This is a genomic window from Microbacterium sp. Beta, assembly GCF_005502545.1.
In the GTDB taxonomy this organism is placed as follows: Bacteria; Actinomycetota; Actinomycetes; order Actinomycetales; family Microbacteriaceae; genus Microbacterium; species Microbacterium oxydans.
In genome coordinates, this window is sequence record NZ_SCOG01000029.1 from 14,237 (window position 1) to 27,286 (window position 13,050).

The following is a 13,050-nucleotide window of genomic DNA, read 5'->3' on the forward strand; positions in this document are numbered from 1 at the left end:
TCCACACGTCTTTCAGACGAGGCCGACGCCGCCGAGGGCGGCGTGATGGAGCGGCGTTGGCTGGTCGTGTCCCGCCCACCTGGCGCCAGAGGGAGGGGCGCGACGGTGACGGTTTCGATGCGTGTGATGTCGGCCGGCGACGGCTACAAGTACCTGTTGAAGTCGGTCGCCGCGGGCGACGGCGACCGCAGTCTCAGCACGCCGCTGACCCGCTACTACGCCGAGGCGGGCGCGCCACCAGGGTTCTGGATGGGCTCGGGCCTGGGCCGTCTGGGTCACGGCGAGCTGGGCGAAGAGGCTCAGGTCTCGGAGGCCCAGCTACAGCTCTTGATCGGGATGGGCCACGACCCGATCACCGGAGAACCGCTCGGACGCGCCTATCAGCAGTTCGCGTCGATCGCCGAACGGGTCAAGCAGCGCGTGAACGCACTCGATCCCGAACTCGGCCCGGCGGCGAGGGCGCAGGAGGTCGCCGCGATCGAGGCCGAGGAAGCCGAGCGCGGCACACGGCGTGCGGTGGCGGGGTTCGACTTCACGTTCAGCGTGCCGAAGTCGGTGTCCACGATCTGGGCGGTTGCGGACGCGGGCACGCAAGCGCTGATCGCGGACGCGCATCATGCGGCGGTTGCAGAGCTGGTTGCGTTCCTCGAACGCGAGGTTGCGGCAACCCGTGTCGGTGCAACCGGCCCGGACGGAGCGGTTGCGCACGTTGACGTCGCCGGAGTCGTCGCGGCCGCGTTCGATCACTACGACAGCCGCTCGGGTGACCCGCAGCTGCACACCCATCTCGTCATCAGCAACAAGGTGCTGACCGTCCACGACGGCCGCTGGCGGACCCTGGCCGGACGGCCGATGCACTCGGCAGTCGTGGCGGTCTCCGAGCTGTACAACGCGGCCCTGGCCGACCGGCTGACCCTCACCCTCGGGCAGGCCTGGGACGAAAGGCAGCGGGGCCGGGATCGGAACACGGCGTGGGAGATTGAGGGCGTGCCTGACGAGCTGGTGGCGGAGTTCTCCACCCGTACCCGGCACATCGAGGCCGAGAAGGATCGCCTGATCGCGGAGTACGTCGCCAGGCACGGCCGGCAGCCTTCGGCGCGGACGGTGCTGAAACTGCGGGCGCAGGCGACTCTCGCTACGAGGCCGGAGAAGCAGGTCAGGTCGCTGGCCGACCTCACCGGCGAGTGGCGGCAGCGCGCCGGCCGCGTGCTCGGCCAGGACGCGACCGGCTGGGCACGCACCCTCACCAGCGGTGCAACTCTCCGCCGGGTACTGCGCGCCGACGATGTGCCGTTGGACGTGGTGGGCGAGGTCGGGCAGGCCGTGATGGAGACGGTCGGTGAGAAGCGTTCGACCTGGACCCGATGGAACCTGCACGCGGAAGCCTCCCGGCAGTTGATGGGCTGGCGGTTCGCCAGCATCGAAGACCGCGAAGCGATCACCGGCCTGGTCGTGGACGCGGCCGAGCGCGCCTCCCTGCGGCTCACCCCGCCGGAGCTGGCGACCAGCCCGCTCGAGTTCCGCCGCCCGGACGGCACCACCCGGTTCCGTCCCCGGCACTCGACGCTGTTCTCGTCCGAGGCGCTGCTGGCCGCCGAAGACCGCCTCCTAGCCCGCGCCGACGCGCCAACCGGACCCGCGGTGCCATTGGAGACGGTGGAGCGGGTCGCCCGCACGCCCGACGCACGCGGCCGGATGCTCGGCGAGGATCAAGCCGCCGCCCTGGCCGCGATCGCCGTCTCTGGTCGGGTCGTTGACGTGCTGGTCGGCCCGGCCGGCGCCGGGAAGACCACCGCCATGAACGCGCTACGACGAGCATGGGAGAAAGAGCACTGCGCCGGGTCCGTGGTCGGGCTCGCGCCCTCGGCGGTCGCCGCGCAGGTCCTCGCCGACGATCTGGGGATCGCGACCGAGAACACGGCGAAGTGGTGGCAGAACCACCTCATGTACGGAACCACCTTCGCCGCGGGTCAGCTCGTCATCATCGACGAAGCCTCCCTCGCCGGCACCGCCTCGCTGGACCGGATCACCCGCGAGGTCGAGAAGGCCGGAGCGAAAGCCCTGCTGGTCGGAGACTGGGGCCAGCTCCAATCGGTCGATGCCGGCGGCGCGTTCGGCCTGCTCGTCCACGCCCGCGACGACGCCCCCGAGCTTCACGACCTGCACCGCTTCATCCACGCCTGGGAGAAAACCACCTCCTTGCAACTCCGCCACGGCCACGTGGAAGCGATCGACACGCTCATCGAGCACAACCGGATCACCGGCGGCGAGGCAGAGGCGATGATCGACGCCGCCTACACCGCCTGGCAGCACGACCTCGCCACCGGCCGAGCGTCGATCATCGTCGCCGAGACCCACGAGACCGTCACCACCCTCAACGCACGAGCACGGGCCGACCGAATCATCGACGGTGCCGTGAACCCGACCCGCGAGGTCGGTCTGCACGATGGCACCGCCGCCTCCGAAGGCGATCTGGTCATCACCCGCCACAACGACCGCCGGCTCCGCAACGGCAGCACGTGGGTCCGCAACGGTGCCCGCTGGATCATCACCCACGTCCGCGAGGACGGGTCAGTCAGCATCCGCCCTGCCGGGCGGCGGTTCGGTCGCGGGATCGTCCTGCCCGCCGACTACGTGGCCGAGCACCTGGACCTGGGCTACGCGATCACCGCGCACCGGGCCCAGGGCGTGACCACCGAGACCTCGCACGTCGTCGTCACCCCGACGACCACAAGGGAGAACCTCTACGTCTCGATGACCCGCGGCGCGGAAGGCAACTACGCCTACGTCACCGTCGACCGCGACGATCACGAGCACACCGAGCCGCATCCCGGCGACAATCCCAACGTCACCGCCCGCAGTGTCTTGTACGGCGTGCTCCAGCACGTCGGTGCCGAGCTGTCGGCGCACGAGACGATCACCGCCGAGCACGAGCACTGGGGCTCCATCACGCAGCTCGCGGCCGAATACGAGACGATCGCCCAAGCCGCCCAGCACGACCGCTGGGCCACCCTGCTCGCCGGATCCGGACTCACCGCCGAGCAGGTCCGCGACGTGTTCGACTCCGACGCCTACGGCGCGCTCTCAGCCGAGCTGCGGCACGCCGACGCCAACCACCACAACCTCGACACCCTGCTCCCACGGCTGATCGGAGCCCGCAGCCTGGACGATGCCGACGACATCGCCTCCGTCCTCCACGCCCGACTCGCACGCGCCACGATCAGACCAGCCGGCTCCGGTCGCACCCGCAAACCTCCCCGGCTCGTCGCCGGACTGATCCCCGACGCCGCTGGGCCGATGACCGACGAGATGCGCCGAGCCCTGGACGAGCGCCGCGACCTCATCGAGCAACGCACCGACGCCGTGCTCCAAAGCGCCCTCACCGACAAGGAGCCGTGGACGGGCAAGCTCGGCGCCCCGCCGAAAGACGAGAAGAAGCATGCGGTGTGGTGGCGCGCTGCCCGCACGATGGCGGCCTACCGTGACCGCTACCAGGTCACCGACAACAGGAACCCGCTTGGTCCGGCGGCAGAGAGCACCAGCCACAAGATCGACGCCGCGCGAGCGCGCGCCGCCCTCAACCGCGCACGGTCCATCGCAGGCGACGACCCGACGAAGAACCAGGCGCGGCCGAGCGCCGTGACCCGATCCGCACCGCGCCTGTGACCACCCCGGCCCGCAGCGGCACAAGACAGTTGGGGGAGCGGTCAGATCGAGCGTCCCGGCGTGCCCGGTGAAGGCCGCCGCTGGCCGAAGTCCCATCCGACTTCCGGCCGTGTGACCGCTCGGCCGGGCGCGTCGGCGTCGAGCAAGGCGATCACGTCGCTGGGCTGGGTGACGAGCGTCGCGAGGCCCTGTCGGATGAGTTCGTTCGGCCCGCTACTGGCGGCGCTGGTCACCGGGCCGGGAACCGCGCCAACGCCTCGGCCGAGATCACGTGCCGCAAGGACAGTGCTCATCGACCCCGACCGGACGCCCGCCTCGGGAATCACGGTCGCACCCGACAGCGCCGCCAGCAGCCGGTTCCGAGCGATGAACCGGTGCCGGGTCGGCGCCGACCCTGGCGGCACCTCACTCACCAGCAAGCCGACGTCGCCGACCCGGTTCAGCAGCTCACCGTGACCAGCAGGATAGGGACGGTCAAGACCGCCCGCGAGGACCGCAACAGTCTGCCCACCGGCAGCGAGCACGCCGCGATGCGCGGCCCCCTCGATCCCATAGGCGCCACCGGCGACGACGATGCGCTCCTCATCGACCACACCCGCCACCAGCTCGCCGGTGACATGCTCGCCATAGGAGGTCGAGGCGCGGGAGCCGGTGACCGTGACGCGATCGCTCAGCGCCCTCGTCAGAAGCGAGGTCGCCCCGCGCGTCCACAACAGGTACGGGGCACGGTCGCCCAGATCATCCAGACCGGCCGGCCAGTCCTTATCGGACGGGATGAGCGTGCCGAACGCCCCGCCCTGAGTCTCGGCCACGCGGCCGAGCAGGGCAGGCGTGATCCGCGCGGCGAGGCGTTCGCGCCACATCAGCGCGTCGGCGCGAGCAAGACCCGGCACCGGATCGTCCGACTCGATCAGCCGCAGCGTCTCGACCCCTCCGACACAAGCCAGCACCTGCCCGGAGGCTCCATCGTTGGGCTCGGCGATCATCGACAGCGCGACCCGCGCCATCCGCTCGCCCTGCACCTGCTCCGCCAGCGTCGCCATGATCGGTGTCCTCTCACTCCGAAGGTCACCGACCAGGTACACGCCCGCCCGCCGAGGGGTTCCCTCTGTCAGAGCACGCTCGTAGACTGGATGACGAGGCAGGTTCTTCAAGCTACGCGGGTCCTACGGGACAGCCCCTCTGAGGGCACTCGGTTCATAGCCGCCTCCACGACGGAACACCGTCGCGCTATGACGAGGAAAGAGGCCCGCAATGCTCCGCACATCCGTGGCGCTCAGCGCACGAGGCTATGGCGTACTCCGCTACGCACCTATCAACCTGCTGCTCAACGCGATCCGCACTCGCCGCGGCCTGAAGTGGGGCATCCCCGCCATGCTCCTCGCCGGGGTCTACTTCTACGCGGCCGCCATCTGCACCACGATCATCAACGACGGCGGCCCCGGCTGGCTGTACCTGCTGGTCCTGCTGTTCGTCTGGAACGCCTTCAAGTTCCTCTGGATCGGGCCCGTTAGCCTCCTACTCATGGCGTCGAACCACTCACGCGCGAAGAACGCATGCCTGAACCACGAGCGACGCTGGCGCGTCTCCGGGCATGACCGGCCTCCTCGTGACAACCTAGACACAGGTGGGAGCCGGAGGTAAGCACCGACAGGAGGACCTGATGCGGCGCGCCAGAGTTGGTCGACGTGATGTCGGCGTTTCAGAGGTGCTTTCGTCCTACTGGCACTTCGCGGCTGAACGGCAGCACGTGTATCACGCGAGGTTACGTGGCGAACCTGGTCCGTGGACCGATGACGCAGTCCTCTCGAAGTATCGCTTCACTAACGCCTACCGCGCCGCCGACCGCGTGTCACAAGATCTGATACGTATCGCCTACGAGGGTCCTCAGGACCCCGAAAACCTCGTCTTGCGCGTTCTGCTATTTCGCTTCTTCAACAAGCCATCGACATGGGACGCGCTGGAATCTAGATTCGGCCAGATCACAACATCGACATTCGATGTCAATGCCTACAGCAAGGTTCTAGACGCAAAGATTGCTAGCGGCGAAAGAGTTTACTCTGCGGCGTACATCGTTCCACCACCGCCGTTCGGCGCGGTTCGGAAGCACCGCAACCATCTGTTGTTAGCCGAGCACATGATGGGTTCCGGGGTAGCCGCGCAAATCGAGCGTGCTAAGTCTCTTCGCGAGGTCTTTGAGACAATTTCGGCTTTTCCTTCACTCGGTCCCTTCCTCTCTTATCAGCTGGCGATCGACCTCAACTACACCTCGGTGATCGACTTTGATGAGAACGACTATGTCGTGCCTGGGCCGGGCGCACGCAGTGGAATCGCGAAGTGCTTTCCGCAGCTCAATGGCGTTTCTCCGGAAGACATCATCCGCTGGATGGTCGACACGCAAGAGGCACAGTTCGAAGAGCAAGGCATCGAGTTTGACGACCTGTTCGGCAGGGCTTTGACACTCATCGACTGCCAGAATCTGTTTTGCGAAACCGACAAGTACGCGCGAGTGATGCACCCCAATGTGCGCGGAGTCGGAAGCCGTAACAGAATCAAGCAGCAGTTCGCACCTCAAGGCCCTCCGGCAACGCCATTCTTTCCGCCAAAGTGGGGCATCAACCAGCGGGTGTCGGGCCGTTCGAGCGCGCTCGCGTCAGTAACTTAGGCCGTCGGGCTCAGTGGTGCAACTGTTGAGGCCGTTCAAGATACTCGCGCGCGGCGGCAGCAAGTCTGCCGTCCCCAAGTGCGGCTAGCTTCTCATCTAGGACCCCGGATTCGACTCCCCTTTGCGCGGACCAATATAGATCAATCATTCGAATGTAGGCGAGCAGGAGCGGGTCGGTGAGGTTGCAGTCGAGCGTCGAGAGGTCTTGGCCAGAGCGGATGCCGACCTCCAGACGCATCCACTCGTCCCACACGGCGGGCGCGTCCTCCCAGTCTGTATCAAACCGCGGCTGCTCCGCCTCGCCGGACGTCGCCCGGTTCGGTTGACTGGCTAAGAGACGCGAAGCCCTGTCGAAGTGGCGCTCGTAGAGATGTAGGGAAGAGCTAAAGAAAACCAGTCGCCCAGGCGCGCATCGGAGCCACCGCGCCATCACTTCAAGCAGTAATGTCCACTCGAAGGCGTTGATGCCGGAGAATCCCCACCATATGTCGGTGCTGCGGGCGGCAACGTGGAGGTTGAGACGCCCATCCCTCATGAGGAAGTGAAGCCAGTTGTTGCAAGGGATATCTCGACTCTCGATGAAGTCGCGATCCGGATCGTAAATGCTGGCGACGGCACGGCGTGAGAGTGGTTCTTCCCGGAGAATCTTCACGATCTCCGCAAGTTGATCCACGCCGTTCCAATTCCGGAGCCGCGGACCGTACCCAGCGCGCCATGTAAGGCCGTCGTCCGAGAAGTCGACCGCGCGCTCTAGATAAGCGCTGAGGAAGCTTAAGTCGTTTCGGCCCGCGATCACCCACATACTCTCCGCTATCGAGGCAAAAACATTGTTGTTTCGGTGGGGGAGCATAACGTAGCGAGACCGAATATCAGACACCTCGATAAGTCGCGCCCGCAACTCCCGGGTCCGCTCTCCGCGGACCTCAACAGGATCTCCAAAGTCAACAACGGCATGCAACTCGGCTAAGAACGCCTGCTCCACATTTCGATAGACAGCCACCGTGGCTCATCGATTCTCGACTCGGGCAGCAAGTCCGCGATCCAGAAGCGTCTTAGTCACGAACGAGTGTGTCGCTTCTTCGTTCGCTATCGGGACAACAACCGCGGACTCGGCATGTTCCTTCAAGAGCGCTCGATAGCCGTCCTGCACACCCGGAGCGTTGTTTGGGTCGAGGTGGTGGGGTTCGAGAAAAACGAACACGATAGACGGCGTGATTGGCGACCAGATTGTGTCGATGAGTTCCTTGAAGCTCGACTCAGGGAATCCTGACTGCTTCACTGATCCGCCGTACCAGCCGTAAGCGAGGGTGGACCACCACCAACGATCCAGAATCAGAGATCGCGTTTCCGCAGCTCGCTTGAGATCAGGCACCGACTCCGCGTGGCACGCGAGGTGCGCTAGTTGCTGGGCGAGGCCCGACGTGGGCTTCTCGTCAGGGACCTCGCCCTCCAGTGCTCTGTACACCCGTTCGGTGAACTTAGTGAAGCCGGTTGGCATGTGAGCGAACACTGTGGACTCCGAGTGGACCGAGCCTCGGAGGCGGTTCAACTGTGTCGACTTGCCGGTCTGGTCGAGGCCCTCGAACACGATGACCGCACCGCGGCGGATGGTGAGATCAGTCTTGGCCATCACCAGCTCCTTCGCTCCGCCCAGCGTGGCTCCCGGGATGTGTCAGAGGTCACCCCTAGCATCAAGCTATGCGACAGAACCGGGATCACGAGGGAGGCGCAGCGGCGCGTCGCCTTGGCGACCCGTGGCGCGAGCTCCCCGATGCTGGCCGCGGCTACCTGTCCGTCTACTTCTCCGAGCCCCTCGCGCGATGGCCAGTCCGCGAGATCACCCGACCTGCGGACAACAAGAGCGACCCAAACATCGAGACCGGAACATACGGCTTGTTCTCCACCTGCGAGCCGTCCATGCGAAACCGGATCGTTCTCGATGGCGCGGCCACCATTTTCTTCCTCACGACACGCAAACCGCACCAGGGGAGGGTGATTTCCGGGTACTACCACGTTGGCTGGTACACGGAAGGTACCCAGGGAGCGGTGAACCGTGACTATGCCCTCGCTGCCGACAAGATGCACTTCATCGACCCCATCCTTGCGAGCGATCTGGATGAGCCACTCGCAGCCATCTGTTCCACGCAGTTCCGCACGATGAAGCCGATCGACGTTGAGACGGTGGCAGCGCTCCGCAGCATCTGCGACGACCGCCCCGACCGCACGGCCGATTACCTCGGCGAAGTCGCGCGCGTCGAGACGTTCGCACGTGCTCGATCGGGCTACGCATATCCCTCGTGGGGGCGGGAGGACGGATTTAGCTGGGCGGACGCTCCCGACTACTACCAGACGGACGCTGAGCTTTCGAAGGTGCCCAACAGCTCCAAGAACCGCAAGTGGCGATGCCGAGAGTGCGGATATGTCATTAAGAGCGGCGCGCTGCTGAAGAAGTGTCCGTTGTGCAAGCAGATGGCAACGCTCGCTCCGGCCGAGGAGGGCTCATGACACGTCGAGTCTTTATCAGTTACCAGCATGCCGATCAGATGAAAGCCCGTGGCTTGAACCTGATGACATTCAACAAAAACGTCAACGTTGACTTCACGGGGCGGCACCTGCTCGATCCCGTGAAGAGCCAGGACGCTGACTACATCAGTCGAAAGATCAAGGAACGGATCAAAGGGTCATCGGCGACGATCGTGCTCATCGGGAAGGAGACCTCTCAAAGTGACTGGGTTGAGAAAGAGATCCAGTGGAGCAAGGAACAGGGAAAGGGCATCATTGGTATCCGCATCGATCCCGACGCCCCAGTCCCCGAAGGATTGACGGAGTACGGCGCGGAGATTCTCGACTGGAACAAGCCGGCCGATGTCAATCAGTTTGACGATGCCATCGAGCGAGCGATCGCCGCCACCTCCCGCGGCATGAGAATGCCCATGAACACGCCCACCACCTGTGGGCGATGAAATCGAATCGATGGCTTCTGGACTGCGCATAGCTAAGCGCTCACTATTCGAGGTGGTTAAGTGATCATCCTGTACGCCGGAGTGCAAGCCGATGAAGCCGAGCGAGCATCACCTCGGTTGCCGGAGACCTCCGAGAACGACCTCCTGATTCGACTCAAAGGACTCCTACAATCACTTCAGCCAAGTCGCATGGTTGGAGCACTCGCGTCCGGCTCGGATATTCTCTTTGCCCGTGCCGCGCTCTCGGAAGGTATTCCGCTGCGGATCGTCCTACCCTTCGCGAAAGAAGACTTTAGGAGAACCAGCGTCGAACCAAGAGGTGAACGCTGGCTCACACATTTCGACCGAGTAGTCGGTAACACGGCTGTCGACCTAGTTGAAGGAGATCGCCCCGTCGAAGAGACCGCGGAGGCGTTCAATGAACACAACCTCACGATGCTCGACGACGCGCGCGCACTGGTCGAAGGAACGGACGAACGCGTCTGGGTCATTACCATCCGTCCGGCGCCCGACCCGGGGGTCCCAACAGTCACCGACAATCTGGTCCTTCAGGCCGAGGAGAGGGGTCACTTTTCACTCGACCTAGCCCCTATTCATGATCAAGTCTCGGCGTTCATCGTCATGCCTTACGGAGTGAAAAAGGATGTTCGAACCGGTAAGAAGGTGGACTGCGATCCGGCCTTCCACAAGATCTATCGTCCATTACTTGAAGACGCTGATATTAGCTGGAACAGGGCAGACCTGGAGACAGACAGCGGCATCATACACTCGGGAATGCTGGCGGCCTTAGCTAACTCCGATCTTGCTTTAGTCGACCTCACGACAACGAACTTTAATGTTGCATACGAACTCGGTGTCAGGCACATATTCGCAGACCGAGCCACAGTTCTTGTTAATCCGCACATTGAGGGGCATGCGCGCCACGCGCCACCCTTCGATATCAACATGATTCGGATTCATTCGTTCACCCGGGGCCAGGCAGTCTCGGATAGGCAAGCCGAGGAAGCGATACGAGCGTTGCGGCCTGTCGTCGAACGAGTAACGAGTGAGGTTGAAGTCGATAGCCCGGCGCATAGCTGGTTTGACTTGGCTACAGTGAAGAGGCCCTACTCCCAGTTGTCAGAGGTCACCGACGCGCTTACCGCTGAGAACGAGGCGCGCAACCGGGTCAGTGTGGCGGTCAAGTCATCTGACGCCGACGAGATGAACGCCGCTGCCCGCTGGGTAGGCTCTACGGCCGACGTTCACGAAGCGCTGCGACGTAGCCTTCGGATTGAACTCGCTATCGGCCTGCACGCGGAGGAAGCCTACGAGGATGCGCGAGCACTTCTAGAAGTCGCTCAACCAAACCTTGATGATCCGCTGCATCGGATCTGGCTTCAAGAGAGCGTTATGGTCTATCGGCGTCTAGGGGAGGATGCGCAGGACCCTGTTGTCCGGCAGGAACTCTGGCGGACGGCTCGTCAGTACCTTGAAGATGCCGAGAGCGCAGGCTACGCGGACTCCGAAACATACGGCAGCTGGGGAGGGCTGATCAAACGAGAGCTGGAGAATCGGCTCGACAGCGGAGATCCAGCCGTCGCGGCCAGCCTTTTCCGTGAGATGGCAGAGAAGTATCGTGCAGGATTCGAAAGCGATCCCAGCTACTACACCGGAGTCAACTTACTTATGGCACTCCGCCTCAGCGGACGGGAAAGGGACGACCCCTTCCGTGAGGAGTTCAACGAGGTCCTGACCGTTTCCCGTTTCCTCAACAGGCTTGCGATCGCGGACGAGCCCACCAACTATTGGGCGCTCGCAACACGTGCTGAACTCACGCTGCATGAGTGTCTTGAGAACAGTGATCCGGTTGATGAGGCTGCGGAGCAGTACGCAGAGGCGGCTCGGCATGGCAACGCCGATCAGGTCCGATCCACGAAGTACCAGCTGGGCTTCTTAGCTAGGTATGGCGACCCACAGGACGTGATCGAACGACTCAGAGCAGTGATAGAACAGGCGCGTTAGGAGAAACTATGGTCACGTACAGCTCGCGCACTCAGAGCGCCCTGCGGGAACTGGCTGCAATAACACGGCAGTACCAGAGTGTTGCGGAGGGAGATCGGAAAACCGCCTCGTCTCCTGGTCGCCACAAAGTGTTTGTCAGCTACCACGCGGTAGACGCGGTGGAGGTCCTTCAGTTTATTGAGGAGAATACGGATGTCTTCATACCGCGCGCTATCGGCATGGAAGAAGATGGCTCCGACATCATAGATTCGACGAACGTCGCGTACATTCGTCAGACGATTAAGACCAAATACTTGCGAGACTCGACCGTAACGCTCGTAGCGATTGGTGAATGCACCTGGGCCCGAAAGTTTGTGGACTGGGAAATATACACGAGCCTCCGCTCCGACCCTACTCCGAACGGCCTGCTAGCAGTTCAGCTGCCGTCCGTCGCCGGGTCCAGCCCCAGCCTCCCCGCGCGACTGTCCGCCAACCTTGCGCCGAAGAACGAGACGGGGTACGCGAACTATTACGTACCACCCGCGAGCCAGAGTTCCCTTCGGACCTGGATTCAGCACGCCTTCGATGGGCGGACCTCTCGTTCGTCCCTGCTCAATGTCGGTGGCAAATTACGCGAGCGGAACTCGTCATGCGAACCGCAGTGAAGGTCGAGGCGCGCCCCAGCGTAGGTGTCTCCTGGCAGAGACTGTGTGCTGACGCCAAGGCGGAGCTGTCCGGAGCCCTCATTCAAGGGGACCAGAAGGGGACCAGAATCATGCAAACCATGCATCGCATGACGTGATGTCCATGATCTGACGCCCGGAATCATGCGCAAATCGGTCTCGCGGGAGCCGTCTGGACGCCTGGGGGTCAAGGGGTCGCAGGTTCAAATCCTGTCAGCCCGACCAGAGAAGCCCCGGAGAACCGCAAGAACACGCGGACTCCGGGGCTTTCTTCATGCCGTCTCAGCGGCGTCGATGACCTCGTTCGCGCGTCCGCCGAACGGCCTACATACGGTGGTCGCTGTGTTCCCTAGGTTGGTGACAACGGGGGTACGATCCATCAGCGGAGGGCTTATAAGAAAGATGCGAAACGCTGGATGCCGCACTGCCGCTCTCGTAGCGCTCGTCTCGCTGTCTCTCGCGATGGTGGCGTGCTCCACGACGACGACGATCGTCAGTTCACGCCACACCCTCTATTCGGATGTGTCCGTGCTCTCAGGAGACAGCGAGGCGATCGTCGATGTCGTCGTGAAGAGCCAGGAGGTCGTGCAGGAAGAGATCCCGTACACGCTCTCCACGGTAACGGTCATCGCACCTCTCCGGCCCAAGGGTCTCGCCTCGAACAAGGAGGCGGCGGCAGAGGTGACTCCAGAGGAGCAGATCGTCATCCGGCAGATGGGATCCGTCGACGAAGAGGAAGTTCCTGCGCCGCTTCTGGAAGTCGGACACCGATATCTCCTCTTCATCACCTCGACGAAGCTCGAGGGCGACGCTGCCTCCCAGTTCTACGTCACAGGCGTGTCTGCAGGGATCTATCGAACGGAGAGCTCCGCTGGTGCGCGCGGCGGCGATGTCACGTACACCCGCGTCGATCGAGACAGCGGCGACGATCTGCCTCCCACGCTGACGGCCGCGGACCTTGCGGGTTAGTGGAGGCGTGAGCGTTCTTGTGAACCTCTGTGCGCCGAGAGGCAACTGAGACGAAGCGGCAGACCCGTTCCCCTGCCGCGATTCTCTCCCTGCGGCTGGGGGGAGCGGAGCGCATCAGCTT

11 protein-coding genes are annotated in these 13,050 nt (G+C 63.7%); 8 read left to right on the forward strand and 3 right to left on the reverse strand.

The genetic code is table 11. The features are described 5' to 3' along the window. The first annotated feature begins 126 nt into the window (after positions 1 to 126). Positions 127 to 3,666, forward strand: a complete 3,540-nt coding sequence (gene mobF / locus FFS56_RS18375) for a MobF family relaxase (RefSeq protein ID WP_137772277.1) — start codon at positions 127 to 129, stop codon at positions 3,664 to 3,666. Between the two features lie 41 nt (positions 3,667 to 3,707). Here mobF and FFS56_RS18380 read toward each other — a convergent pair whose 3' ends face one another. Continuing rightward, a complete protein-coding gene (locus tag FFS56_RS18380; protein ID WP_137772270.1) occupies positions 3,708 to 4,709 on the reverse strand; it encodes a DNA-processing protein DprA in 1,002 nt (333 codons plus the stop codon). A gap of 211 nt (positions 4,710 to 4,920) precedes the next feature. Here FFS56_RS18380 and FFS56_RS18385 point away from each other — a divergent pair, with 211 nt between their 5' ends. Together FFS56_RS18385 and FFS56_RS20645 are read left to right on the forward strand one after the other, a co-directional pair. Beyond that, positions 4,921 to 5,310 (forward strand): sulfate permease, encoded by a 390-nt coding sequence (locus FFS56_RS18385; protein ID WP_212742682.1) that lies wholly within the window; start codon positions 4,921 to 4,923, stop codon positions 5,308 to 5,310. 19 nt (positions 5,311 to 5,329) lie between these two features. Then, the gene (locus tag FFS56_RS20645) at positions 5,330 to 6,331 is read left to right on the forward strand and encodes a nucleotide kinase domain-containing protein (protein WP_171011056.1); all 1,002 of its coding nucleotides are present in this window, start codon (positions 5,330 to 5,332) and stop codon (positions 6,329 to 6,331) included. A gap of 10 nt (positions 6,332 to 6,341) precedes the next feature. Here the strand turns inward: FFS56_RS20645 and FFS56_RS18395 are convergent, their stop codons facing one another. Beyond that, positions 6,342 to 7,331 (reverse strand): thymidylate synthase, encoded by a 990-nt coding sequence (locus tag FFS56_RS18395; RefSeq protein WP_137772271.1) that lies wholly within the window; start codon positions 7,329 to 7,331, stop codon positions 6,342 to 6,344. Between the two features lie 6 nt (positions 7,332 to 7,337). Next, on the reverse strand, positions 7,338 to 7,961 hold the full coding sequence (locus tag FFS56_RS18400) for a hypothetical protein (RefSeq protein ID WP_137772272.1): 624 nt from the start codon (positions 7,959 to 7,961) through the stop codon (positions 7,338 to 7,340). 68 nt (positions 7,962 to 8,029) lie between these two features. Here FFS56_RS18400 and FFS56_RS18405 point away from each other — a divergent pair, with 68 nt between their 5' ends. From FFS56_RS18405 to FFS56_RS18425, 5 genes are all read left to right on the forward strand, one after another. Continuing rightward, a complete protein-coding gene (locus tag FFS56_RS18405; RefSeq protein ID WP_124895798.1) occupies positions 8,030 to 8,836 on the forward strand; it encodes a rubredoxin-like domain-containing protein in 807 nt (268 codons plus the stop codon). Next, positions 8,833 to 9,294: a TIR domain-containing protein gene (locus tag FFS56_RS18410; protein WP_137772273.1), complete on the forward strand. Its 462-nt coding sequence runs from the start codon at positions 8,833 to 8,835 to the stop codon at positions 9,292 to 9,294. The genes FFS56_RS18405 and FFS56_RS18410 overlap by 4 nt, the downstream gene beginning before the upstream one ends. Before the next feature lie 60 nt (positions 9,295 to 9,354). After that, on the forward strand, positions 9,355 to 11,298 hold the full coding sequence (locus FFS56_RS18415; protein ID WP_137772274.1) for a tetratricopeptide repeat-containing protein: 1,944 nt from the start codon (positions 9,355 to 9,357) through the stop codon (positions 11,296 to 11,298). A gap of 8 nt (positions 11,299 to 11,306) precedes the next feature. Further along, on the forward strand, positions 11,307 to 11,942 hold the full coding sequence (locus FFS56_RS18420) for a TIR domain-containing protein (RefSeq protein WP_108717372.1): 636 nt from the start codon (positions 11,307 to 11,309) through the stop codon (positions 11,940 to 11,942). Between the two features lie 351 nt (positions 11,943 to 12,293). Further along, on the forward strand, positions 12,294 to 12,929 hold the full coding sequence (locus FFS56_RS18425; protein ID WP_127012051.1) for a hypothetical protein: 636 nt from the start codon (positions 12,294 to 12,296) through the stop codon (positions 12,927 to 12,929). Positions 12,930 to 13,050 lie beyond the last annotated feature (121 nt).